The sequence below is a fragment of the Leptolinea tardivitalis genome (genome assembly GCF_001050275.1).
Classification (GTDB): Bacteria; Chloroflexota; Anaerolineae; order Anaerolineales; family Anaerolineaceae; genus Leptolinea; species Leptolinea tardivitalis.
Window position 1 is genome coordinate 95,030 of the sequence record NZ_BBYA01000010.1, and the last position, 26,350, is coordinate 121,379.

Consider the following 26,350-nt stretch of genomic DNA (forward strand, 5'->3'; position numbering starts at 1 on the left):
GACAAAAATGGATTATCAAAAGCAACTGATTGAACGCTTTGAAAATAAAACAGCCCATATCGGCATTCTAGGACTTGGATATGTCGGCCTGCCTCTGGCAGTGGTATTTGCCGAAGCCGGTTTCACAGTAACGGGTATCGAACCCATGCAGAGCAAAGTGGATTCCTTATTAAAGGGAAAGAGCTATGTTCTGGATGTTCCCTCAGAGACTGTAGCCAAACTGATTAAATCCGGGAAATTGATCCCCACCAGCGATTTTTCTGCCATCAAAAACTTAGACGCCGTCAGCATCTGTGTCCCTACCCCATTGCGGAAGACGGGCGATCCTGATCTTTCTTTCATTGTCAGCGCCACAGACCAGCTGGCGAAATATGTCCATGCCGGCATGGTAATTGTGCTTGAATCCACCACCTATCCTGGAACCACCCGAGAATTGATCCTGCCCCGTCTGAATCAGGAAGCCGGATTAGAAGTAGGAAAAGACGTTTTCCTGGCCTTCTCACCCGAACGCGTGGATCCTGGCCGAACAGATTTCACCACCATCAATACCCCCAAAGTCATGGGCGGAATCACTCCAGCCTGCAGCAAGGTGGCTTCCGCCTGGTATTCTGGCGCCCTCCAAAAGGTGGTACCGGTATCATCTGCCGAAGTTGCTGAAATGGCTAAACTGTTGGAAAACACTTTCCGCATGATCAATATCGGAATGGTAAATGAACTGGCTCTCATTTGCGACCGGCTTGGCATTGATGTTTGGGAAGTGATCGATGCCGCCGCAACAAAACCATTCGGCTTTATGAAATTTTCTCCCGGCCCCGGGTTGGGCGGTCACTGTATTCCGATCGATCCGTTATACCTTTCCTGGAAATTAAAAGCCCTGAATTACACTGCTCGATTCATTGAACTGGCGTCTGAAATCAACACTGGTATGCCGCGCTTTGTGGTGACAAAAACACAGGACGCCCTGAATGACCGCAAGAAAGCCATCAACGGCAGCAAAGTCCTCGTTCTTGGCGCCGCGTATAAACCTGACATTGACGACCTGCGCGAATCTCCGGCGTTGGATGTGATCCACCTGTTGCAGCAGAAAGGTGCCGAAGTCAGCTATCATGATCCACGCATCACCACCATCCAGCATGACGGCTGGACCATGCAATCTGTGCCGGATTTGATGAAAGCCGTGCGTGAAGCTGACTGTGTGGTCATAGTTACCAACCACTCCACGTATGATTACAAAGCCATCCTAGCCGAAGCCCAACTGATTTTGGATACCCGTAATGCCCTGGGAGACGCAGGCAAAGACAATCCGAAAGTCGTGAGGTTGTAATGAGCCGCTACCTTGTCACCGGAGCCGCCGGTTTCATCGCTTCCCGCGTCAGTCAGTTTCTGATGGATGCCGGGCACACTGTGGTGGGCGTTGATAATCTGAATGACGCCTATGATGTTCGCATGAAGGATTACCGCCTTCAGCGGCTGCAAAAACAGGAATTGTTTAATTTCGTCAAAATGGACATATCCGATAAAGATGCCGCCCTGGCACTGGTCGATAAAGGTCCCTATGACGGCGTAATTAACCTGGCCGCCCGCGCCGGTGTACGGCAATCCGTTGAGAACCCGTGGGTGTATGTAAACACCAACGTCAACGGTACTCTCAATATGCTTGAGGTGGCTGTACGGACAGGTACGAAGAAGTTCATTCTGGCCTCCACATCCAGCATCTACGGGTCCAATCCGCCCATCCCAACCCCGGAGACTGCCTCGTCAGATTACCCATTACAACCCTATTCAGCCACAAAAAAAGGTGCCGAGGCATTGTGCCACAGCTACCATTACCTTCACAACCTTGATGTAACTATCTTCCGCTATTTCACCGTATACGGTCCGGCTGCCCGGCCGGATATGGTCATGTTTCGGTTTTGCCAGTGGATTGCCGAAGGCCGCGAGGTGCGTGTCAATGGAGACGGGACTCAATCCCGCGGATTTACCTATCTGGATGACATTGCCCGCGGTACCATTCTCGGATTGAAACCCGTCGGGTATGAGGTCATCAATCTGGGAGGACACCAGGTAATCACAATCAATGACCTGATCCACAAAGTGGAAGACCTGGTGGGCAAGAAAGCCAATGTGATCTACCAGGACCGGCATCCTGCCGATGTGATGGAAAACAGCGCCAATGTGGATAAAGCCCGTTCCATGCTTGGTTGGGAACCGCAAGTTTCATTGGAAGAGGGCATCCCCAATCTGGTGAACTGGTACCTGTCTGAACGCAGCTGGGTCAGTCAGATACTTACCCCATGAACGGCTGGCTGGATCGTTGGCGGCAAGATCACGTGCTGGGCCGCGTAGTCAAAAATTCAGGGTATTTGTTCACCAGCAATGTGATCAGTGCCCTGTTAAGTATTCTGACCGCCAATCTGCTGGGGGTTCGTGTGTTTGGCGTCCTGGGGATTGTCATCAGTACCGTATCCAATGTGAACCGGCTGCTATCATTCCGCATGGGTGATGTGGTCGTCAAATACATGAGTGACCACCTGGCAAAAGACGAGAAACAGGCTGCTGCAGCCGTTGTCAAGGCTTCCGCCTTAATCGAAGGAGTTACTTCTCTGCTGGCTTACGGCATTCTGGCTGCCCTGGCGCCGCTGGCTGCCCGTTACCTGGCGGATGATCCGACTACTGTACCCCTTTTTCTGATCTATGGACTGTCCATTCTGTCCAACATCACCACCGAAACAGCCACCGGAATCTTGCAAATAGGTGGGCATTACCGCAGCCAGGCTATGATCAACTTCTTACAGAGTGTGGCCACTGCCGCCATCATCGTGGTTGCCTATTTCACAAAAACCGGATTGATGACTGTGATGCTGGCTTACCTGACCGGTAAAGTGATTCTTGGTCTGGCACCAATCTTATTAGCCATCTACTGGCTGCCGAAAATGCTCGGCGCTGACTGGTTCAAGGCGCCATTCAACCTGCTGCCGCCTAAATCAGAATTCCTAAAATTTTCACTAAGCACCAATTTCAGCAGTACGATCAATATGGTCGCCCGCGATAGCGAAGTGTTGTGGGTGGGATATTTCTTCTCACCTCTGGAAGCCGGGTATTTCAAAACCGCCCTGGCCATCATCAACCTGGTGGTGATGCCCATCACACCATTCATCAGTACCACGTATCCTGAAATCACCCGTTGTGTAGCACAATTCAAATGGGACAACCTGCGCCGCCTGCTGCAAAGGGTCACCTTGATCGCCGCCGCCTGGACTGGTGCCGTAGCGTTTGGTCTGTTGCTATTTGGAAAACCGGTGCTCTTCCAGAATTGGCTCATTTTCGGGAAGACCATTCATATCTATCGCCCCGAATTCCTGCCTTCTTTCCCGGTTCTCATGATTTTGTTGATCGGTTTTGGCACGGCTAATATTCTGTTCTGGAACCGTCCTTTATTGCTGGCACTTGGCAGGGCAGAAGTTCCCCTGCGGGTTGGGTTCTGGGGGATGGTCGTAAAAGTTGCACTGGCATTTCTGCTTTTACCGGGCGCCGGTTATTTGACGGAAGCCTGGTTGTTGAGTGCGTATTTTGTCTTCACAGTTGGTATGATTATCGTGCAGGGTTTCCAGACGCTGCGCAAAGTAGAATCAGTCTCTCCCCTGCCAGCCAGTTCCTGATTTGACCATGAAGATTGCCTGTATAACCCCTTCGGTGATTCCTTCCAATACAGCCAACAGCATCCAGGCCGTCAAGGCATCGCATGCCCTGGCATCTCTCGGGCATGAAGTTCGTGTATTCTTCCCGGGTGATAGTCAGGTAGTGTGGGATGATCTGGTTGATCTGTATGAGTTATCCTCTCGGTTTGACGTGACTTTCGTTGCATCCAACCCACGTTTAAAACGCTATGACTTCATCTGGAAAAGTGTACAACAGTCCCGGCACTGGCAGGCAGATCTGGTCTACACATGGCTGCCGCAGGCGGCCTGGCTGGCAGGAAAGAACGGCCTTCCCGCCGTGCTTGAACTGCACGACCGGTTAACCGGTTTTGCCGGCCCCCGTTTTTTTCGCTGGTTTCTGGGTTCAAAACAGAAAAAACGTGTACTGGTGATTACCCGTGCCCTTCAACAACGACTGGAAAAGCAGCTTCACGAATCCATTGACCCTGAGATCATCCGCATTGCGCCCAACGGGGTTGATCTGGAACGCTATCGCGACCTGCCGGATACAGCCATGGCTCGATCTATTCTCGATCTACCGGATAGATTCACCGCTGTCTATACCGGTCATTTTTATGCCGGGCGCGGAATGGATCTGCTGTTCGAGCTGGCCGGCCGCCTGCCGGATGTCACTTTCCTGTGGGTGGGAGGAAAACCCGAAGATACAGCCCGATGGAAGACAAAAGTAGAGTCTGCCGGATTGAAGAATGTCATCCTCACCGGTTTCGTCCCCAAAATGCAACTTCCTCTGTATCAGGCTGCAGGCGACGTTTTGTTGATGCCCTACGAAAAAGCCATTGCCGGGAGCAGCGGAGGTAATTCCGCCGAGATTTGCAGCCCGATGAAAATGTTTGATTATCTGGCCACCGGCCGTGTCATTATGACCAGCGAACTGCCCGTGCTTCATGAAGTGTTGAATGTAAGCAACGCCATTTTTTGCCCTCCGGTAAATGTAGATTCCTGGGTGAAGACAATACAAGAACTTCGGGCTGACCCTGAGGGTGCGGCCTTGCTTGCCAGACAGGCAAAACAAGATTCTATGCAGTATTCCTGGAAAAACCGGGCCAGACTGGCATTGGAAGGAATGGACTGATCCATCATATGAAACAGAATCAATTATTAAAATTTGCTCTTATCTCTATTTTGGCGGGTGTTCTATTTGGCATCCTCGTTGCCCTGGTTTCTCCGGGTCCATTTATTAACAGTTTCTGGGGTTCTGCCCTCATTGCGGCATGTTCGGTATTTGGACTTCTCTCAGCCTGGAAATGGGCAGGAAGCACCCGAACATTGGCCTGGATAATGTCACTGGCGTATCTGTTGCGTATGCTTGTAGGGATTGGGATGTACACCTTGCTCCCCACCTTCGGATATGACGAACCTACTCAGAATGCCGGGTATGTTTTTTATGATGCCGCACAGCGCGACCGACAATCATGGGAACTATCGCAGGCGCATCAAGTGATGGAAGCTGCTACAGGGAAAGAATATGTGACAGACCAGTACGGCGGTCTGCTGGCATTCAGCGCGGCCGTGTATTCTGTGTTCAGTTCAGATGCTCACCGCCCGCTGTTCATCGTTCTTTTCACTGCTTTCGCCGGCAGCATTGGCATTCCTTTCTTGTTTCTGGCATTGCGTAAACGTTTCGGGGATGCCCCAGCTTTGCTATCAGCCTGGATATTTGCCCTTTACCCCAGCAGTATTTTGCTGGGTGCCTCGCAAATGCGCGAACCCTTTATCCTGGGATTGGCGGCCATTGCCTTTTGGGCGGCAGCTATGTGGAAATCGGCTGACCGGAAAAATGTTATCGCCGTCCTCATTGTCAGTCTGGGTGCCATGGCCTGGTTTTCCAGCCGGGTGGCACTTCCGATCATCGGAGTACTGGCTGTCTGGTTCTGGCTGGAGCATTATGTGGATGCACTTCCCGAAAAATGGCAGAAGATTTCCTGGGTCATTTTGATTGGAGCGGCGCTGGTATTTGCCGTTTACGGATGGCGTTGGGTGGCCAGTACTTCCGTGTTTGATACCCGCATGACCGAATACAACAGTGGACGCATCCAGAAAGCCATTGAAGAACTGGGGGTTGACCTGCGTATCCCCTTTATTGTTGGCTACGGTTTGACACAACCAGTCTTGCCCGCCGCCCTTACAGACCCGGCTTTGCCTATCTGGCGGGTGACCAGCAGCCTGCTGGCCGCCGGATGGTATGCCCTGGCTCCATTCATAGTCTACGCCTTGATCGCTCTCTGGCGTGAAAAAGACCCGATCCGCCGCCGTCTGCTGGCCTGGTCAACCCTGGCCTGTGTTGTGTGGGTGGTCATTTCATCCGCCCGGGCGGGTGGTGACCAGTGGGACAATCCGCGCTACCGCACCATCTTCCTCCCCTGGCTGGCGTTGATCGCGGCCTGGGGTTGGAACTTCGCCCGCCGCAACAAAGACGCCTGGCTGGGACGAATTCTCGTAGTGGAAGGGATCTTCCTGGTCTTTTTCATCTCATGGTATTTAAGCCGTTATTACAACCTCCTGAGCCGGATGCCATTCAACACAATGCTTTTGGTGATCATTCTCCTCTCGCTGGGTGTGTTAATCGGTGGCGCAGTGTGGGATTGGGTCAAGCGAAAACAAAAAGCCTGAGCAGTATTGAGCGGTCGGTTGACCGCTCTTTTTTTTGAATATCGAACGCCATATGGTATACCTTTGCCTCGAATGAACAGACAGTGGTGATGATAAAATACCCATCTATCTATGAAACAATTCGCAAAGCATCATTCAATACCCATCGTGGCAGCCGGTGCCGGGTTGCTGCTCTTTCTGGGGCAGGCGCTGGTCTATATTCACCAGCTTCCTTCCACATTGGATGAAGGTAATTATCTTTATAAGGGTTTACTTTTCGTTACCGGGGTATTTCAACCGTTCCAACCATACGGGGTTTGGACGAACAAGATGCCCTTTGCCTTCCTTATTCCCGGCCTTGCCCAGGCAGTGTTTGGACCCGGGTTACTAACCGGCCGGATATTTGCTATCTTCCTCGGATTGATCACATTAATATCACTATGGTGGTTTGTTCGGCGGGAAGCCGGTGCATGGTGGGCAGCCGCAGCCGTTGCGGTGATCGCCATTAATCCGGGTGTGGTGCGCATGTATGCTCAGGCACTGTCAGAAGGTGTGGTGAGCTGCCTGTTAATGACAGCCATTGCGATTGGTGTAGGACGGGATCGCAAAATCTGGCAATTGATGACCTCCGGCCTGATTTTTGCTGCCAGCATTCTCACCCGTGAAAACATGCTCCCGGTATTTGGTTTCTATCTGATTTATATCATCATTGAACACGGCTGGAAAAAGGCTCTGCTGACAGCTGTCCCCGGCACAATCTTGCTGGTGTTAGTGCACATCCTCTACTGGCCAACCATTATGACGGTCATCTGGTCTTCCTGGATACCCCGTCAACTCACCCAACTTTTTCCCCAGCTTCCAGCCGCAACAGCCATCTGGGATCCAAACATCAATCTGGCCTCACGCATTTATTCCTTCTGGCAGGGAATACGCTTTCACTTTGCCATGATGTTCGGTCTGATCGTTCTGCTCCTCCTCTGGCCGGATGGCTCGGGCTGGCGGAAGACGTCCAGCTTTCGAACCGTGGTATTTCTGGCCGTAACCACCGTACTGATGGTCGCTGCCCACATGTATGCCGCCCTCTGGAAGGACTATTGCGTCTTTTGTTTCGGCCTGTACCTGAACTTTTTCAGCATTATCGGCGTAGCAATGGTAGCTGTATCTGCGCCATTTCTTCGGTTGAAAACATCCTGGTGGCAGCAGGCCCTTATCATCCTGCTTATTCTGTTCACCGGCACGGGCATCAGCTATGGCGCCTATCAGGAACTTGACGATACCCTGATGAGGTTGAGTATCCCGCGCATCAAGAATATGCAATTCCAGCCGGGTTCCACGGAACTCTGGCGGGCTTTGTCCAATAAATTTGGATATTCCTACGACCAGCTTTCGCAAATCATTCCGACGGTGGCCGGTTTTGTTGTAACGGTTCTTTTCCTTCTGTTGACAGCAGCCGCCTTCCAATTCTGGAGAAAGAACCGCCCGAACATCTCATGGGGCGCATTCACCCTGCTTTCGTTCTTCCTTCTGGGGCTGTTGCTCAGTCCAACGGTTGTATTCGGGAATCCACCCGAACCGGATTGCGGCGGTGACGTCATCGCCACCACCGAGGCAGCCGGCCGGCATCTGGCATCGCTGGTACCACCTGGCTCCAAAATCTACTGGGAAGGCGGATTATCGCCCGCCCCGCTTTTGTACATGAAAGACATCAACATTTACGGTCCGCAATTAAATGACGGGTATGCCTTTCGGCGCGGCGGTAATGCAGATGACCTGTTTCGCTATGGCTACTGGAATGAAGAACTCCAGAAAAAATGGTTGAATGAAGCGGATTACCTGTTTATCGTCGATTACGCCTATAAACAAGATTACAATACCGTGTTAGACTCGGAACACTTTGAAGAATTGCCGATGACGGAGTATATCGCCACCTGCCGAAGCAATTCCCGAATCCATACGTTCAAGCGAATTAAATGAAAATATCTGTAATTGTTCCTGTTTATAACGAAGAAGAAAATCTGCCGGTACTTAAAACCGTTCTCGATGACGTAATGAAATCTAATCATTACGATTGGGAAGCGGTTCTGGTGGATGACGGCAGTAAAGACGGCAGCGCCGGCATTCTGGAATCATTCGTTACAGCAGATCCTGATCATTACCGCTGTGTGCTCCTGCGCCGCAACTTCGGTCAGACTGCCGCCATTGCCGCAGGAATTGACCATTCTGCTGGAGAGTTGATCGTGTTGTGCGATGCCGACATGCAAAATGATCCCCGGGATATTCCTGCCATGATTGAGAAAATTGACCAGGGCTATGATGTGGTCAGCGGGTGGCGGCGTGACCGCAAGGATACCTTTATCACCCGCACACTTCCTTCACACATTGCCAATGGACTGATCAGCTGGGTGACCGGAGTTCCGTTGCACGATTACGGCTGCACCCTCAAAGCCTATAAACGCGAGGTGATCACCGGTTTCCGCCTGTATGGCGAAATGCACCGCTTTATCCCTGTGTATGCCAACTCTGTCGGTGCGCGCATTGCAGAAATGGAAGTTCACCATCACCCGCGTTTACATGGTAAAGCGAATTACGGCTTGGAACGGACGCTGAAGGTGATTCTCGATCTGGTGACAGTCAAGTTCCTGACCAGCTACGCCAACAAACCCATCTATCTGTTTGGTGGTTCTGGTTTTGGGATGCTGGGATTAAGTGCGATTTCATTGTTATATATCATCATACGAAAAGTACAGTTTAACGAATCGTTGGTGCGATCACCTTTGCTGCTTCTCAGTGTCATGCTGTTTATTTTGGGAATGCAATCCATTCTGCTTGGTTTGATCGCTGAACTGTTGGCCCGCACATACCATGAATCTCAGGCAAAACCGACCTATACCGTGCGGACTTTTCTGAACGGTTCATCAAACAACCATAATTCCTACAGTTTGCATCCGGGCGACTGATGCGCATCCTCGTCCTCTGCCATGAATACCCGCCCATCGGCGGTGGCGGCGGCCGGGTTGCCCAGGATATCTGCACCGGGTTGGCCGTCCGGGGGCATGATGTACGACTGGTGACAGCCGCTTTTGGCAGCCTGCCGGCGGAAGAGGTGCAAAACGGTGTGACGATTTACCGGCTGAAATCCGGCCGGAAACAGGAATTCCGCGCGCCTCTAGGTGCTATGGCCGGTTACCTGCTGGCCGGGCTGCCTTTCTGTCTTAACTTAATCCGCCGGTGGCGTCCTGACGTGATCCATGTGCATTTTGCTGTGCCAGCCGGGGCACTCGGGTTGGCATTGAAAATTCTTACCGGAGTGCCATATGTGATCACCGCCCATCTGGGAGACGTGCCGGGCGGAGTACCGGAAAAGACCGGTAAATGGTTCCAATTTATTTATCCCTTGACACCCCCCATCTGGCGAAAGGCGGCCGCCGTGTGCGCCGTCAGCAGTTTCACCAGTCATCTGGCGGAAGAAGCCTATCCCGGTATATCGCCTGTGGTCATTCCCAACGGGGTGGATACACATGACTACGATCCGGGTGAAATAACCGTAAATGATCCGCCGCAGGTTGTTTTTGCCGGTCGCTTTGTGCCGCAGAAGAACCCCCTGCAGGTGGTTTACGCGTTGAATGAGGTGAAAGACCTGCCGTGGACGTGTGTGATGGCAGGCGACGGCGCCCTGAAACCCGATGTGGAAGCACTGGTCAATTCACTCGGCCTGCGCAGCCGGTTTACCTTTCCCGGCTGGTTGACACCCACAGGTGTGAAAGACTGGTTTGCAAAAAGCGATATCCTTTTTCTGCCGTCGCTCTCTGAAGGACTGCCAGTGGTGGGCGTGCAGGGTATGGCCATGGGACTGGCTTTACTGCTCAGCCGTGCCGGGGGCAACCCTGACCTGGTAAATGCCCCGTCCAACGGGTATCTCTTTGACCCTGATGATACGGCCGGGTTTTCCTCCGCCCTGCGGGGCTGGCTGACTGATCGCGAAGTCCTGCAGCACACGCGTCTGGCCAGCCGGGAAGCAGCTGAAATCTTTTCGCTGGAACGCATTGTGGCAAAGTACGAAAATGTGCTGATGAACGCTTCAAAGTAAGTATAACTTTTTTGGTTTTGTTTACTTTTTAAAATTCATGTGCTATTCTAAAATAATTCAGGGGCTAATTTTTCCTGCAGGAGGCAAGTTCAGGAAAGCATATGAAAATTTCAGCGATTTTTTCGCTGTTAATTCTTTTGGCGTCCATGGGGGAATATCCATACGCAATGCAAACTGGATTGCTTGCAGATGAAATTGTTTATTCTCAAAATTTCAATTCCGATTCTGCCGATGAATGGCGGTTGCAAGAAGGCTGGGCCATTGTTCCATCAGAGAATGGCAAAGCCCTGTATGGAAGCGGCCATGTTTGGGCAGATTTGATTGGTAAAACCTGGGATGATTATTACCTGCAATTTCGGATGAATTCGCAGAGCTCCGCCGTGATGCACGCCAATATCCGCCTGTTGGGAACCGTTCGCTATTTTATTGGACTGAGTCGTAATCAATCGTATCTCTCCCGGCAGGATGACCAAAATACCATCCATGATGGATTGGCAACGGGACGAGGAATTGGCTCTGGTTGGCATCTAATACGCATCACTGTTGTTGGAGGCAGGATTGAGGTCTTATGTGACAACCGCAGATTGTTTGTATATACCGATCCGAATCCCCTGACATCCGGTGGAGTAGCCTTTGAAAACCTTACAGAAGCTGCAACACTTGTGGATGATGTGATCGTCGGTATACCCACCCAGGCCATCACCACTGCTGCTTCTGCCGGGAAAACCGTAGTAGCTCCTCCCAACACCCTTAAGTGGATAAATACGGGTGGCCCATTAGGTGGACTTGGCTATGATATCCGTATGAGCCCCGAAAACCCGGATGTAATGTATGTGACTGATGCCAAAGCTGGCGTTTTCAAAAGCATCGACGGTGGTCATACCTGGAAAGCCATAAATAAAGGTATTTCCATTCGTGCCGGTGAAACCGGTGATCAGATCCCCATTTTTTGCCTTACGATCTCTCCAACCAATCCTGATTTAATCTGGGCAGGTACAACCGGACAGCGTGGTGCATTCAAATCCACAGATGCCGGGGAAACCTGGCATAAGATGGACAATGGAATCAGATTTCCAACCCTGACTTTGCGCGGGTTTGCCATTGATCCAGGAGATAATAATATTGTTTACACAGCCGGCGAACTTTCTTCTTGGGAGTGGAGTGGTTCTGAACAATTCGGCGGAAAATTCGATAAAGTAAAAGGCGTAGTGTATAAAACAACAAACGGTGGTCAACTTTGGAAAGAAATCTGGAGAGGCAACAATCTGGGTCGTTATATATTAATTGATCCTCGTAATTCAAACGTCCTGTACCTTTCAACTGGCATTTTCGATCGCGAAGCTGCTGATTCTGACTTCAAGACCGGGAAACAGGGGGGTGAAGGCATCTTAAAAAGCACAGATGGCGGGCAAACCTGGCACGCTATTAATAATGGTCTAAAGAACTTGTATGTTGGATCGCTGGTTATGCATCCCACAAATCCGGATATTCTGCTGGCAGGTGTTGGAAATAATACCTTCACGGAAGGTTCGGGAGTGTATATAACCAAAAATGGAGGGGAAAGTTGGACGCAGACACTGCAGCTATACGCTGTGACATCTGTGGAGATTTCTGCTGCCAACCCGAATCGAGCGTATGCCGGAAATTTTACAGAGTTCTACCGTAGTGATGACGGTGGGATGAATTGGATACAAGTTAATAAAGCCAGTGAAGGATGGGGGCCACCCGGTTTATTGGGTGGACAACCTATTGACTTCCAGGCAGATCCACGTGATCCTGACCGATTGTTTGCCAATGCGTATGGTGGTGGAAATTTCATAACAGAAGATGCCGGTCGTACCTGGAAGGATACATCCAACGGCTATACCGGTTCTATGATTCGCGATATCGCCGTAGACCCCACATCCCCCGGACATGTATATGCAGTTGGACGAAGCGGATTCTTCGAAAGTCGTAACGGGGGCAGCAATTGGGACACTCCCAACCGAAGTTTCCGCAATAATGATTACCATGTAATCGCTCTAAATCCATCAAACCCATCCCAGCTTGTTGCCGAATTGAATTGTGGCCGTGCACTGTTGTATTCTCCTGATGGTGGACGCACCTTCACGCAAACCTATAGCTCGCCAGAAGATAATTTTGCATGGCGGACTTTAGCCTTTGCACCATCAGACCCTTCTGTTGTGTATGCCGGAGGAATCGGATACCAATCCTGTGGGATTTCAGAACCGCAATTTGAGGCCAAAGGGTTTCTTAGATCTACTGACGGTGGCCTTTCATGGGCTGATGCCAATGATGCCATTACGAAAAATGCCGTTGTAATGCAGATTGCCATCCACCCGAACAAACCTCTGACGGCATATGCTGCCACGTTTAACCACGGCCTTTTACAGACAACTGATGGAGGAAAAACCTGGACCAACCCGGGCAAGGAGTTTTCGTCATCCACCAGATTAACAGCCGTTGAAATTTCTCCCGCAGATCCATCTGTTATTTTTGCGGCAAAATACCACGCTGGATTGTGGGTGAGCACTGATGCCGGGATCAACTGGAAACGCAGCAGCAACGGTTTGATCTCTGAAGCATTTCTAACGGATATTGTATTCGACCCCATCCAACCACAGGTTATGTATGTCTCTGATTTATTCAGTGGTGTATATCGTTCCGTTGATGGAGGAAAAAACTGGAAGGTGATCAATACTGGTCTGCTAAACCGGGCAGTAAATAAAATGTCTTTATCCAGCGACGGCCTTCATCTGTATGCTGCAACAGAAGGAATGGGTGTCTTCCGTCTTGACCTGAATAACCAACCTCCTGCTTCCATTCCGGAACGCACGGATGATGTTTCGATCGAATCCTCTGGAACACAGAATTCTGATACTCCAATCCAGTCAGATTCATCGGCAGTCCTGGAACAATCAACAGAAAATAATGCGCCCTCAACTCATAAAAAAGTGGACGTTAATGATCTGTTTGCCGGATGTTCTACCATCCCTGCTGTTATGATCTTTACAATTCCTCTGGTAAAAAATAAAAGGAAACATCATCCATAAGGCTGTTTATGAAACCATGCCCTTTCATCCTGATCATTGCAGGTAGTCTCCTGGTTCTTGGTGCTATCACGTCTCATTCCAGGGATAAAGACAAGGCCATTCAGACTCCTACCACCACCCCATATATCGGTTATGTGGTGGATGAAAGCGGGAAGCCAGTGGAAGGCGCCACAGTACGCATTCAAACGGAAAAAGGATCTACCACAACAAACCTTGACGGCAGCTTCATCCTTTTTTCCCACACAGACAAACAACCCGTAACTATCTCTGCCTGGAAGGAAGGTTATTACTGTTCTTCTCAGGAAAATGTAGAGGCTGGACAGGTACTTCCACGGCTTGTATTGAGGAAATATCAGATAACGGATAATCCGGAGTATGCCTGGGTTCCGCCTGAAGGGACCAACTCCTGTTATTCCTGCAAGCCGACCGTTACACAGGTCTGGTTGAACAATGACGCTCATGGAAAATCGGCAAAAAATCCGCGTTTTCTCACTATGTATTACGGAACCAACCTTTCCGGTCAGACCAGCCCGTTAACACGCTATGTCACCACCCAGGATTATGGAAGGATGCCGCTGCCGCCGGACACCTCCAGACCATATTACGGACCCGGATTTAAGCTCGATTTCCCTGAATCAAACGGGAATTGCAGTACCTGCCACATCCCTGGAGCGGCATTGGCCGACGCTTATGGTGTTGATCCCAACTCTGTCACAGGAGTGGATACGTATGGCATCCATTGTGATTTCTGCCACAAAATAGCCGACACATCCGTTAAAGAAAATAGCCTGCCTGATCCGGGGATGCCCGGCGTACTCTCACTGGATATTCGCCGGCCGTTTCCGGACGATAAAGATAGATATCAGCTATTTTTTGGCACATTTGATGATGACAATGTTCCAAAAGAAGATACAAAACTCCCACTACTGTCTGAGAGCCGCTACTGTGCCTCCTGCCATTATGGTGTGTTCTGGGATACGCAAATATACAACTCATACGGTGAATGGCTGGCCAGTTCATACAGTAACCCGGTGACCGGCCGCACCTGTCAGCAGTGCCACATGCCGTCACCCACTATCTTGAACGGCATCACAATAACCAATGTGGCCGAAGGAAAAGGTGGAGTTAACCGCGATCCAGACAGCATACATGCCCATACATTCCCCGGGGCGGCCAGCCAGGAACTGTTGCAGAATGCATTAACCCTTACTACATCTGCCCGTCGAATGGAAAATAATAACGCCATCCGGGTGGATGTACGGCTCTATAACGATCGTACAGGGCATCACATTCCTACCGATTCACCTTTGAGGCAAATGATCTTGCTTGTCAGGGCATATAATTCCTCCGGACAACCGTTAACGTTGATTCAGGGTGACACCCTGCCTGATTGGACCGGTGTGGGCAATCCAGAAGACGGATATTATGCCGGATTACCCGGCAAGGGCTATGCGAAGATATTATCCGAACTCTGGACGGGAATCAGTCCGACCGGTGCTTATTGGAATCCGACTCGTCTGGAAAGCGATACCCGTCTGCCCGCGCTGACCAGTGATGACAGCACATACCTGTTCTCTGCTTCCCCATCATCCCCGGTGACGGTGGATGTGCAGGTATGGTTCCGTCGGGCATACAGATCATTGGCTGACCTGAAAGGTTGGAAAGACCCCGATATCTTAATGGAATCTTCCCGGATGATCGTGAAGTAAATTATAATAGTGATATCTGTCGGGCCCGTAGCTCAGCGGCAGAGCACGGGGCTCATAACCTCTTGGTCGCTGGTTCGAATCCAGCCGGGCCCACTGATTATTGGTAGCGGGGAAATGAATGCACGATGCGGTCAAAATCGAGCTCATCCTACGAGCTGGTAAAACGCGTGACAGATTGGCCGTGGTCAAGTTTTCACCGGTATGTGAGGATGGGAGTGTATTCTGAGGATTGGGGTGGTCAGGTGGATGGTGCCTTCATGGATATGCCAGAGGGAGAATAATTTGTAGGGATGCGCTCAAAGGCGAGCACATCCTACAGGCTGATAGAGCTTCTCTCGGCAACCGATGCTATTTCGTTAACCATGTCGCCCCTTAAGGGTTTATGTTCTTTTTTCTGGATTCAAGGTACATCGTCGAAAAGCCGGTTGTTCGACTGTCCGAAGAGAAATTGTGGGATAATTAAAAATATAAAAACGCAGAATTTGGTGTTGAAATGACTACTATACTCTTGACCCGGGAATTTTGTAGAGATTGTATATTCGTTTCAATCCAGTATAAAAATTTGTAAAAGGTCACATCACTGAACATGAATAGATTGGGGAAGATAAGTTTATCCAGGTCAATGATCTTTGGATTGTTATTTATTATCTTCAATTTTGCTTTCATTATCTCCCCTTACTGGCTTCTGCCGGAATTACCCATAGGTAAATTTACCGTACTTGTAGTTACCATTATCTCGGGGATAATTTGGGCCAACTATTCGACAGGCAGGTTACAACTTCAATATAGCATCAAATCATTTGCCGGTCTTGTAATTTTGCTCAGTGTAATATTTGCGATAAATCTTGGTCCTTTATCATCCAGTATTCCCTGGCGGGGTGATGAGGATTTTCATATCGCTAATGTGCTGGCATTAATTAATGATCTGCAGCCTTACGTTTCGATTTTTGTTTTGGCTGGTTTCGTAGTTTTTCTTTACCTGTTAGCAAAAAATAAGGGATTGGCGTTTATTTGGTACTCATTGATTATGCTGGTTATCTTCTGGGCTTTAGCTGTTATACGAATTCTGCCTTTGGGGAATCCGGTTTTCTTCCCTCGTTATCCATATTTTACATATTGGATAACGGCCATTTTGTTAAAAATTCCTTCCATTATATTCACCCCTTTTCATGAAGAATTTTATCGGTTAGTCCCTCTCCTGTTCACCGGGATAATTATCTGGCTGTTTATCCGGGTTTCTTTCAAAGAGATTTCCGTTCCTTCTTTCCTGGCAGGAATCGGTGTGACAACAATACCGCTTGTCTTTTACTACTCCTCAATTTTCTACCTTGAGCTTCCAGCCGTTTGTTTAATGTTTGTAGTATGCCTTCGAATAGATCATCTTCTTCATAGTGATTTTAACGAAATCAGAAATGATCCTGCGTGGTATGCATTACTTCTTCTCGGGTTTATAAAAGAAACGACCCTTCCATTTCTCATTGTATTTGTAATTTTTCGGTTTGCCATCCTATTTCTTAAGTTGAAAAAAAGTGGACAAAACAATTTCGATGAAAAACAGCAGCCGGAACCCAATCCTCTGAAGAGGATATATGCTGTTTTGGGTCAGGAAGTTATCATCAGTTTACTTGTGTTATTTCCCGCCGTGCTTTACCTGATCTTTCGCAGTTCATTGGCTGAGATTTCCAGGGGCTATATTCCCGCCGGGAATAATTTGTTGCATCTATCAACATATAAAGTAATTATTCGATCGTTACTTGAACAGTTTGGGCCTTTTCTGGTCATCTTTCTTGCCGGCTGTATTTTGTTAATTCGACAGAAAGACTATATAAAAGTCTGTTTTTTCCTGTCCAGTATCGTTATCTTCCTCATATTTTTCACCGCTGATGATTGGAAATTCATCGGGTATAGCCGATTTAACCTTCTGATACTGCCTGAAATCCTTGCCTGTAGCATTGCTGTATTTCATCGTTTGAAAGATCAAAAAATCCTCGGTCCAGTTTTGTCAATATTGATCCTGGCTGTAAATTTATGGATCTCTCCCGTTAATTCAGATGGCACCAAAAAACCATTTTGGGGAAACTACAATTACGACACATCGGAACATTATTATCCGTACGAAGAAACACTCCAATGGATCAAGGATAGTGATATTCATGGGTCAATATTATTCACAGGTTTATATTATCCATATTATTTTGAATTCTATTTTCATAAGTTGAATTGGTTCCCCGTATATAAAGTCATCGAATCTGAGGAAAACCGCAACGAAAAAAGAGATATTTTAAAAATGCTGACCATTGGGAAGGAAGAGAATTACACCTTCGTTATTTACCATATCCTCGGGAAAGATATTCCAACTATTGAGAAGGATACAGGATATGAGCATATGCAGGAAATCTGCAATATGGCTCATTGCTTGCTGGTATTTTATTAAATTGAAATCCTTAATTTACATATACTTGAAGGATTGATTGTTAATCCACTATTTTGTACAAAGTTCGACCTGATTACCGGGATGAACATACTAGCACATATATTTATTGCGAATCTGGCAACACAAAATCATCGTTTAATACATGCCCGGTATTTTTCATATTAAATTTCAAAAAATGTTCCATTAGAATGAGAAAAATACTTGTCATCAGTAGACAAAATAGTATCCTATCTCCAAACATCTCGGATTCTGATTTAAAACCAACCAGACCTATTGATTAACAGTAGTGGATTAAGAGACATATTCTGACCAGTCGTCAATTCTCATCTATAATAAGGCCGTGACTTTCCTTCCCCCTGTATCATCTTTCGACCGGAAAAGTCCGGCTTCTACCCGATTAACATTTGGTCTGTTCTTCCTGATGTGTACGCTTGCCGGGATCCTTTCTCTATCGGCGGTCATCAACCTGCCTCCGTCTGAATCAAAATCTGCCGTCATTGCGTCGTTTTCCCCGTGGCGCATCTTCACCTGGGGATTCCTTGGCTTGGGAACACTTATTTCACTTGGTTTGTTTATTAAATCTCAGGTCACACCAGACTGGTCAACCCGGGTGGAAACCATAATCCATACCTGGCATAAGACTCATTCATTTCTCTCCTCGGCGTATTTCTGCCTGTCGCTGGCTTTGATTCTCCTGCTGGGCGGTTTGGATTACCTGATGGATGTGCAGCGTTTTCCGCGCATGGCCTATTACATTTTTCTTTATGTACGCCTGCGCCCGATATGTTTATGGTTGATGGCAGTGACGATCATATCCCTGATTTTGACGTTTACCTACAGATGGCTGACACTTTCGTTGCGCGATTTTCTACCCTCCAACCGGGCTTCTCGGGCAGGTGCATACTGTCTGTTGGTTGTGTTTGCTGGCACCCTGGTGATGTGGGTGAACCTTTTACGTGATCCGATATTTTTCGAAGATAAGAGCAGCCTCTGGCTGCCTATGATTTTCATCTCCATCCCAGTTTTATTTATAGGTCTATTTCTCATTGACCGTCAGGGGAAATCAAAGACGGAATGAATAAAAATTCAAATATATCCATAAGTAATCTGATTGAAGCCGCCGTTTATTACGGCTTTTTTTTGCTGCTGGTAGCCCTGTCCATATACTCCAGTTTTTTTGTGAAAGCGCTGCCTGATCCGAATAATCTCAACAATGCCACCATCCAACAGGTGATTTTCGGTTTTGCATTCAACCGCCTGCAGCGCATTCCGGCCCAGATACTCATCGTTTCCGGATTAGCCATCCTCATCGGAATGGCCGCCCTGTGGAATAATCGACGTGATCAGGAACTGTACCGGCGGTTTGCCAGTTTGAATAACCGGTTCTTTTCAAAGAAAATATACATAATTGCCCTGTGCCTGGTCTTTTTTACCGCCTGCTGCCTGTTGCAAAGCAATATGGTGTCAGCCGATATGGTGATATACAAAAGCTGGATTCCCCGACAGTTCATGCGCGGCATCATGCACGTCCGTTTTGACGAGATGTGGGAATCCAACCTTCACTTCAATGCATACATCCTGCTTCATACCTTTTTGGGGACAGATGTGCTGGCCAGCTACCGCCTGCTTTCCTGCCTGGCAGCACCATTCTTCCTGTATATCCTGTTGATTTTCAGCCGACGGCTAGTGCCGGATAAAGCCCTGTCATTGAGTATGTTCATTATGTCTGGCGGATTTGTTCAGCTCTTTTTTGGTGATATGGAGTACTACACCATCACCATCACCCTGGTGATGGCCTATTTCTATCTGGCATACGCCTTTCTACAAGAAGAAACGTCTTTTGTTACCCCGGCCATGATGCTGGCATTGGCCATGACCTTCCATATGGAGACATTCTACCTTCTTCCCACACTCTTCTTCTTGTCCATTGTTGCGATTCAAAGACGGGATGGTTTTGAGGTCATCTGTGGTTGGTTTGGCCTGTTTATACTGGTCAGCCTGACTCTGATGTTCTTCGTCAATAATGGCAATCCCCTTAATAACATGGTGGATACCAGCTGGGGTCTGGGCCGGAACGGCAATGTGCTGGCCAACTTTCTGACCAATACGCCGCTTCTGTTTATCGCCCGCTTAAACATGGTCACCCTGGTTTTTCCAGCCATTTGGCTGCTGGTACCTCTGCTGGGATTTTCGCGCATCAAGCTGGATCCGTTCAACGGTTTCCTGCTGACCGGCGCCTGCTGCGGGATTCCCTTTTCACTGGTCTGGGTATCATCTATTGGCCTGTACAGCGATTGGAATTTATTTTCCATGCCGCTGTTTCCGGCCATCTTACTGGTAGGGTACAATCTGATCGGTCACACTCATTTTTCTCGCAAAACCGCATTACTTTACGGCCTGACCGCATTTTCATCACTGATCAGTTATGGATGGATCGTATCCAATCATTTCATCGGGCGGTGATTCTCAACGGCAGGCATATTAACAAATTCGCCGAAAATCAAACCGCCGATAGTGGTGATTCGATTTTTCCGTAGTTCGTAAATTTCTACCAGACAATGCAGATTGACTATACTGTTATAAGTAAGTTACTGTTCAGCAGTTCCAATTTATCATCCAAGTACCGCTCACAATCAATATCAGGGAGGATTTTATGGAACGTTACTTGCCCATGTATGATCTGTCTGGTTTTTTGTCCTGTTAACCTGCAATCCGGGCGCCTTATTCGCCATAGCCACGCCAACGTTTACCGCCACAGTGGTGCCTTCGTCCACCCCAACAAATACCGCGACGCCTGCTCCCACTTCCATCATTTTGTAATAAGGACAACAAATATTTCTGGTTTATAACTCTTACACCTTTTGACGGTGTTTTAAAACGGGCAAACACATTGGTGAACACAATCACCCTTGTAATTTGAAGCTCCCCCATCCACCTTGTTCGATAAACATATGCTCATATTCATCCTTGACCGTATGTCCCATGAATCCCCAACAGCACGGTATCCAGAGCCATCTCCAACCCCCTGACTGCCCCTTCCGGGTTTTTGATCGCCTTACCTAACTGCATCGTGCAATAGCCGTGCAGGAACCCCGTCAGCAAAGGGAGGATTTCCCCTGTATCAGGGTTCTTCAGGCGGCAGGAGAGAATGAGTTTCACCAGCAGGGATTTGTACTGCTCAAAAATCTCGGCCGTCTCAGCGCTGCCGTGCCAGAGCGCCCACTGAATGGTCTCATACACACCCGGGTGGGCAATCATGTATTCCAGATATGCCACACTCACCGCTTTGATTGCTGCATCACCTGATCGACCGACGGCTGCCTGCAGCATGCGCGCATTCATCTCCCGCATGCCCCTGTGAGCCATCTCACGAAGTAGGCCGTCAAGATTGTCGATATGGTTGTATAAAGACGGCGTACGGATGGCTAATTTTTCTGCCACAGCTCTCAACGAGACTCCGCCAAGTCCGTCTTTATCGGCAATGTCCGCCGCCGTCTGAATGACCGTCTCTTTTGTCAGGCGCATGGTTTTCCCTTCCATCCACTATCGCGATCTTCCACCCGATTACCGGGCTGGTTTATTCTACTCAAAAAAATGTATCTGTTTCTATGTCATTGATTGACAATACAGACCTCTCAATTTACAATACTAATCTTATTAGTTATAATACTAATATAATTATTTTATCACAGGAGCATGGCATGAAAAAGGAAGTAATCCAAATAGGCGGGATTCCGTCCATTCTATGGGGGGATAAATCAAACAGGCTGTATGTGTATGTTCACGGTCAGGGAGGCTGCAAGGAAGAGGCGCAGTCCTTTGCCGAAGCCGCCGGTCGTTATGGCTGGCAGGTGTTGAGTTTTGATCTGCCCGGTCACGGGGAACGCAAAGAAGACATCCCATCGTTTGATCCGTGGCATGCCGTTCCCGAATTGAAACAGGTCATGGATTGGTCGAAATCTTCCCATGATCACATCGCCCTTTTTGCCAATAGCATTGGAGCCTGGTTCAGTCTGTTGAGTTATGCCGGTGAGCCGTTCTGCCAGTGCCTGTTCGTCTCCCCGATTCTCGATATGCACCGCCTGATCCACAACATGATGCAATGGGCAGGTGTGACGGAAGAACGGTTGGAAAAGGAGAAGACCATTCCAACCGATTTCGGGCAGACTCTGTCATGGGAGTATCTGACCTATGTGCGCGCGCATCCCGTTGATACATGGCCTGCTCCAACCCGCATTTTGTATGCCGATCAGGACCATCTGACCGACCGTCAGACGGTGGATTCCTTTGTGAGTAGATTCGGATGCGACCTTACTGTAATGGAAGGCGGCGAACACTGGTTCCACACGCCGGAACAATTGAATATACTGAACACATGGATGATACAGTCTCTCAATCAATTGGATGGCAGCCGGAGTTGAGCGTATCGCAGAGATTACAGACCCATCTGTGAAAACACCATCCACACTTTGATCAATAAAGCGGCATGAATGAGCAGGCTGGCACCTGGTCCGATCCCGAAAAATGGGTGGTGATCCAATCCCAGCATGAGGACGGATAGCCCGGCACCTGCCAGAGCCAGTCTGCGCCACCAACCTGCCGGAACAATGATCCCCAGAACGGACAGTCCGGCGGCGACCAATGTCCGTACCTGTGGATGGATTTCCACTCTCGTTGGGAAAAATAACCAGGATTGTCCCAGGTTAACCGGCCCCCAGGTCAGCCAGCCGGGTTGGCCGGGCCGGTCGTAGGTTTGAAACTCGTGGAAGATTGCGACGCCACGATCAACCCGTGCCGTATCAATAGAATTTCAAAGGAAATTTCCATCATAATTTCCTCCCATCGATAATTTCACCAGAATCACATGACATCATCGTACGGCTCATTGTGAATTTTCAGATGGGAAAAGATATGATCAGAATGGTACGTATCTGTTTGTTCGAGAATCATCCAAAAGAATTTTAGTATCGTACAGATTAATGATTCAATTCTAGTGGATGTTGTGAACCTGTAAATATCCATTAGAGACAATTCAGTGAATAAAAATTGTCAAATAAATCTGTTTAAAACTCAAATCCAAAATTTCAATTTCAACTATAATAGTTGAAATTGAAAAATTAAACCAATCTGGTTGAATATGAACTATCTGGTGTTGATCGGCGATATCGTATCATCAAAAAAGATTTTACAGCGAGAACAGACTCAGGAAAAATTGAATTCTGTTCTATTAAAACTATCGAAAACAAATACAAACATCGAGTCGCCTTACACGATTACGCTGGGGGATGAATTTCAGGCTGTATTTTCACAAGCAGATAATGTCTTTTTTGAAGCCTTTGAAATACTGGCGGCCGTATATCCAGAAAAAATCCGCTTTTCATTTGGTGTCGGTAATATTCTCACCCCGATCAATCATCAGCAGGCATTGGGCATGGATGGACCGGCCTTTTACTACGCCCGCCAAGGAATGGAATATTTGAAAAGGTCCGATGAACTATTTTCCATGGAAGGTCTCGAGACTCCCTGCACCGGATTGGTCAAGGAAAGCCTGTGTTTGTTTTCATATACGAGTAGGAATTGGAATCTTAACCGGATCCGCACATTTGTATCACTATGTCAGAACAACGACGTTCAGAAAATTGCCGGTGAGCTTCAGGTTTCAGACAAAGCAATTTATAAAACCATTGCAGCAGGAAATTTACATAACAACTGCAGACTAGTCACTGAGATCATCCGCATTGTCAACGAGAACCTGAAATGACCCTCTCGTTTCTCTTCATGATGAATATCACTATGAGCTCACGGCTGATATTCCTGTGTAGTGATGACCGGTTATCCAGGAATCATTGGATAGTGATGATTCTTATTCAACTTCTGGGACTTACACTTTTCGAACCTGGCATTTCTCTCTGGTTGCTGCTTGTTTTTATCTGCGTTCTTAATGCGATATTGTTTTTTTTTGATGTGCGTCTCAAACAATCCGATTTATTCAGGTTTATATTCTTAATACTTTATGCCGTTTTATTCAGTATTTTCTTCTCACCCAGAATAAGTTTGAATTTCAACACACAATTCTTGGATCAAATCAGGGACTGGATGAAGTATTCATCCATTTTTTCGGTCGTTCCCAAATTTGGTATTTACAAATTATCCCTGATCCTTTTTGGATTACTGTTGGTATCGAACGAAGTCAATTTGCTTATTCGTTCCTGCTTTCACACATTCGGTTTGATATCCACAAAGACATCTCCAAGAGAGACAAAATACTTGCTTAAGCCAGTAGACACAAAAGAGCTTAATGCCGGTAGAGTTATTGGAATACTGGAAAGGATCATTATGTACTCCATGATCCTGGGTGGATCTGCCGGTTCAATTGGATTTGTTTTGGCAGCAAAAGCCTTTACCAGGTTCAGGGAGTTGGATGAAAGGGCATTCGCCGAATATATACTTGTGGGAACGCTGCTTTCAACATTTTTCGCAGTAATGGTTGCATATTTTGTTCAGGTATTCCTTCAATAGAAGAAATACATCACAATTTTTTGTACGAATCCTTTTTCCTGACATCAGCAGATAAAAAGTGTTCGATCAGCCTGTGGACTAATACCTTTTGTACGGATAACCAATACATTGTTTGAGTTAAGAATGATTCAAAAAGAGTAATGGATTCAAACGTACACCTATCTGGTAAATAGATTGGTTGAAGTGTGGAATAGCCAGAGAGTTGTTTATAATGGTTCGAGTTTTCCTTAAAAGATGCAGGTAATCTTCCCTGAAATTTTCTCTATGTCAAAGAGGAATGAATAAATAATGGTACTCACTTACAATCACCAAACCCCGCCAATTCCTCTGTTGGATGTGCAGGATATTACCATTCGGGTAAAGAATCGCCTGTGCTTTGCCGGAACGAACTGGTGTCTTCATGAAGGCGAACAATGGGCAGTGATCGGTTCAACCGGTTCGGGGAAATCCATCTTCATTAAAGCGCTGGGCGGGCGCCTTCCGGTGGTACACGGTCAAATTGTGAATTTTTTTGACGGTTCATCCGCTGGCCGCCCTTACCTTCACCAGGGCGAGGTCATCACAGTATCAGCCGAAATCCAGCGCGAAGTCTTGCAGCGGTATGCTGTATTCCATCAAGCCCGCTGGCAGAGTACAGAAGGTGATGATGTCCCCACGGTGAAGGAATTCTTCGCTGGCAACCGCGTAGACGACCGGATCATCAGCAAAACCGACTCGACATCAATGGATGAACAAACAGCATCCGCCCGCAGAGAAGAAGCCATAGCGCTTTTGGGAATCGGCCATCTGCTAAACCGGAAGGTCACCCACCTGTCAAATGGGGAAGGTCGCAAGGTGCTGCTGGCACGGGCGTTAATGCAATCACCGAAGTTATTAATCCTCGATGATCCTTTCAGCGGGTTGGACAGCGACTCACGCAAAATGCTCATCAACAGTCTGACTGTCCTTCTGGAGCACAGACAGCAGCGGCTTCTGCTGGTCACCTCCCGCGAAGAAGAAATCCCCGACGGCATCACTCATGTCCTGGGAATCGCAGATCATCACATCGTAGTGCAGGGCGAAAAATCTGCCGTGTGTGCCTCCCCATTTGCCCAGGGTGTGTTCAAAACCAATTCCGTAACAGAAATAAAAGACATTCATCTGCCCGAAACGGATTGGTCTACCTGCCCGCCCGGGACGCCGCTGGTAGAATTCCAGAATGCCTGTGTGTCTTACCAGGGTGTGAACGTTTTACAGGATATCACCTGGACGATGAAACAGGGGGAACACTGGGCTATTCGGGGACCGAACGGAGCAGGCAAATCAACTCTATTGAGCCTGATCCTGGCTGATAATCCGCAGGTGTATGCCAATGACGTCAAGATATTCGGTCAGCAGCGCGGCACCGGTGAAAGCATCTGGGAGATCAAACAGCACATCGGATGGGTTGCGCCGGAAATCCACATGTATTACCCGCGCCGGGCAGACTGCCTGATGGTGGTCTGCTCCGGATTCTTTGATTCTGTGGGTCTGTATCAGACAGTGACCCCGGAACAATCGCAGATCGCGGAAAAATGGATGCAGGTATTAGGGATCGACGGGTTGTCCGACAGGTCCTTTCAGGAAGTCTCTCTTGGCGAACAGCGGCTCGTCTTATTGGCGCGGGCACTGGTAAAACAACCCCGGCTGTTGATCCTTGATGAACCCTGCCAGGGATTAGACAGTCTGAACCGGTCGCGCATTCTTCAGGTGTTGGATGCCCTGTGCCGGCAGACCCCGGTCAGCCTGTTATATGTCACCCACCATAATGATGAGCTGCCGCAATCCATTACTCACGTGCTTCACCTGGAAAAGGGACGGATGAAGATTGTGAAAGAAGAAAAGAAGGCTGGGGAGTGTAATACATAATTGTTATTTTTAATGATATTTTATATAAATGAGATGCGTTGCAATACAAATGATGATTTGAAGCACCGAAAACGATAAAAACACCACAATTTCCGCCCGTGTAAAACCTGAATTAAAAGCATCTGTAGAAAAGATTTTTGATGAATTGGGGCTGACGTCATCCGAAGCCATTATACTGTTCTTGAAGCAGGTAGAACTTCACCTCGGTCTACTGTTCAGTATTCGTCTGCCAGGATACAACACTCATACCATGCATGTCATCCGAGAAGCTTCGAATGATGATGACCTGCAAATATTTGATAATGCAGATGAGTTTTTCAAGGACCTTGAAATTTAGCTATAAAAAATCGATC

20 protein-coding genes, 1 tRNA gene and 1 pseudogene are annotated in these 26,350 nt (G+C 48.1%); 20 read left to right on the forward strand and 2 right to left on the reverse strand.

All coding sequences use genetic code 11. The features are described from left to right. The first annotated feature begins 7 nt into the window (after positions 1-7). The 15 genes and pseudogenes from LTAR_RS10020 (at position 8) to LTAR_RS10085 (ending at position 20,054) form a co-directional block, all read left to right on the forward strand. A complete protein-coding gene (locus LTAR_RS10020) occupies positions 8-1,324 on the forward strand; it encodes a nucleotide sugar dehydrogenase (RefSeq protein WP_062422106.1) in 1,317 nt (438 codons plus the stop codon). Further along, positions 1,324-2,298: an NAD-dependent epimerase/dehydratase family protein gene (locus LTAR_RS10025; protein WP_062422107.1), complete on the forward strand. Its 975-nt coding sequence runs from the start codon at positions 1,324-1,326 to the stop codon at positions 2,296-2,298. Before LTAR_RS10020 ends, LTAR_RS10025 begins: the two co-directional genes overlap by 1 nt. Then, positions 2,295-3,659, forward strand: coding sequence for a lipopolysaccharide biosynthesis protein (locus LTAR_RS10030; protein ID WP_062422108.1), 1,365 nt, complete (start codon positions 2,295-2,297; stop codon positions 3,657-3,659). The genes LTAR_RS10025 and LTAR_RS10030 overlap by 4 nt, the downstream gene beginning before the upstream one ends. Positions 3,660-3,666: 7 nt before the next feature. Continuing rightward, on the forward strand, positions 3,667-4,791 hold the full coding sequence (locus LTAR_RS10035; protein ID WP_062422109.1) for a glycosyltransferase: 1,125 nt from the start codon (positions 3,667-3,669) through the stop codon (positions 4,789-4,791). Between the two features lie 8 nt (positions 4,792-4,799). Beyond that, entirely contained in the window at positions 4,800-6,329 is a 1,530-nt protein-coding gene (locus LTAR_RS10040; RefSeq protein ID WP_062422110.1) for a hypothetical protein, read from the forward strand. Between the two features lie 111 nt (positions 6,330-6,440). Then, a complete protein-coding gene (locus LTAR_RS10045; protein ID WP_062422111.1) occupies positions 6,441-8,282 on the forward strand; it encodes an ArnT family glycosyltransferase in 1,842 nt (613 codons plus the stop codon). Further along, positions 8,279-9,265: a glycosyltransferase family 2 protein gene (locus LTAR_RS10050; RefSeq protein WP_062422112.1), complete on the forward strand. Its 987-nt coding sequence runs from the start codon at positions 8,279-8,281 to the stop codon at positions 9,263-9,265. Before LTAR_RS10045 ends, LTAR_RS10050 begins: the two co-directional genes overlap by 4 nt. After that, on the forward strand, positions 9,265-10,395 hold the full coding sequence (locus LTAR_RS10055; RefSeq protein WP_062422113.1) for a glycosyltransferase family 4 protein: 1,131 nt from the start codon (positions 9,265-9,267) through the stop codon (positions 10,393-10,395). The genes LTAR_RS10050 and LTAR_RS10055 overlap by 1 nt, the downstream gene beginning before the upstream one ends. Before the next feature lie 101 nt (positions 10,396-10,496). Next, entirely contained in the window at positions 10,497-13,448 is a 2,952-nt protein-coding gene (locus LTAR_RS10060; protein ID WP_062422114.1) for a WD40/YVTN/BNR-like repeat-containing protein, read from the forward strand. 8 nt (positions 13,449-13,456) lie between these two features. Beyond that, a complete protein-coding gene (locus tag LTAR_RS10065) occupies positions 13,457-15,157 on the forward strand; it encodes a carboxypeptidase-like regulatory domain-containing protein (protein WP_062422115.1) in 1,701 nt (566 codons plus the stop codon). Positions 15,158-15,178: 21 nt separating this feature from the next. Next, positions 15,179-15,250: transfer RNA gene (locus LTAR_RS10070), tRNA-Ile, on the forward strand. Positions 15,251-15,312: 62 nt separating this feature from the next. Then, positions 15,313-15,438, forward strand: a pseudogene (locus LTAR_RS16895) (REP-associated tyrosine transposase); the annotation flags it as partial. A gap of 341 nt (positions 15,439-15,779) precedes the next feature. Further along, complete coding sequence (locus LTAR_RS10075; RefSeq protein ID WP_062422116.1) at positions 15,780-17,591, forward strand: hypothetical protein; 1,812 nt, start codon at positions 15,780-15,782, stop codon at positions 17,589-17,591. 340 nt (positions 17,592-17,931) lie between these two features. Then, positions 17,932-18,669, forward strand: coding sequence for a hypothetical protein (locus LTAR_RS10080; RefSeq protein WP_062422117.1), 738 nt, complete (start codon positions 17,932-17,934; stop codon positions 18,667-18,669). Then, entirely contained in the window at positions 18,666-20,054 is a 1,389-nt protein-coding gene (locus LTAR_RS10085) for a hypothetical protein (RefSeq protein ID WP_062422118.1), read from the forward strand. Before LTAR_RS10080 ends, LTAR_RS10085 begins: the two co-directional genes overlap by 4 nt. Before the next feature lie 498 nt (positions 20,055-20,552). Here the strand turns inward: LTAR_RS10085 and LTAR_RS10090 are convergent, their stop codons facing one another. After that, positions 20,553-21,116 (reverse strand): TetR/AcrR family transcriptional regulator, encoded by a 564-nt coding sequence (locus LTAR_RS10090; RefSeq protein ID WP_062422650.1) that lies wholly within the window; start codon positions 21,114-21,116, stop codon positions 20,553-20,555. Positions 21,117-21,292: 176 nt separating this feature from the next. Between LTAR_RS10090 and LTAR_RS10095 the strand changes: the two genes are divergently transcribed. Further along, a complete protein-coding gene (locus LTAR_RS10095; RefSeq protein ID WP_062422119.1) occupies positions 21,293-22,012 on the forward strand; it encodes an alpha/beta hydrolase in 720 nt (239 codons plus the stop codon). A 14-nt stretch (positions 22,013-22,026) separates the two neighbouring features. Here the strand turns inward: LTAR_RS10095 and LTAR_RS10100 are convergent, their stop codons facing one another. Next, complete coding sequence (locus LTAR_RS10100; RefSeq protein ID WP_062422120.1) at positions 22,027-22,260, reverse strand: hypothetical protein; 234 nt, start codon at positions 22,258-22,260, stop codon at positions 22,027-22,029. A gap of 468 nt (positions 22,261-22,728) precedes the next feature. Between LTAR_RS10100 and LTAR_RS10105 the strand changes: the two genes are divergently transcribed. The 4 genes from LTAR_RS10105 (at position 22,729) to LTAR_RS17650 (ending at position 26,334) form a co-directional block, all read left to right on the forward strand. After that, complete coding sequence (locus LTAR_RS10105; RefSeq protein ID WP_062422121.1) at positions 22,729-23,352, forward strand: SatD family protein; 624 nt, start codon at positions 22,729-22,731, stop codon at positions 23,350-23,352. A gap of 335 nt (positions 23,353-23,687) precedes the next feature. Continuing rightward, the gene (locus LTAR_RS17030; RefSeq protein ID WP_139044498.1) at positions 23,688-24,110 is read left to right on the forward strand and encodes a hypothetical protein; all 423 of its coding nucleotides are present in this window, start codon (positions 23,688-23,690) and stop codon (positions 24,108-24,110) included. Positions 24,111-24,398: 288 nt separating this feature from the next. Further along, positions 24,399-25,997: an ATP-binding cassette domain-containing protein gene (locus tag LTAR_RS10115; RefSeq protein ID WP_062422123.1), complete on the forward strand. Its 1,599-nt coding sequence runs from the start codon at positions 24,399-24,401 to the stop codon at positions 25,995-25,997. Between the two features lie 88 nt (positions 25,998-26,085). Then, positions 26,086-26,334: a type II toxin-antitoxin system RelB/DinJ family antitoxin gene (locus LTAR_RS17650; protein ID WP_081419934.1), complete on the forward strand. Its 249-nt coding sequence runs from the start codon at positions 26,086-26,088 to the stop codon at positions 26,332-26,334. Positions 26,335-26,350 lie beyond the last annotated feature (16 nt).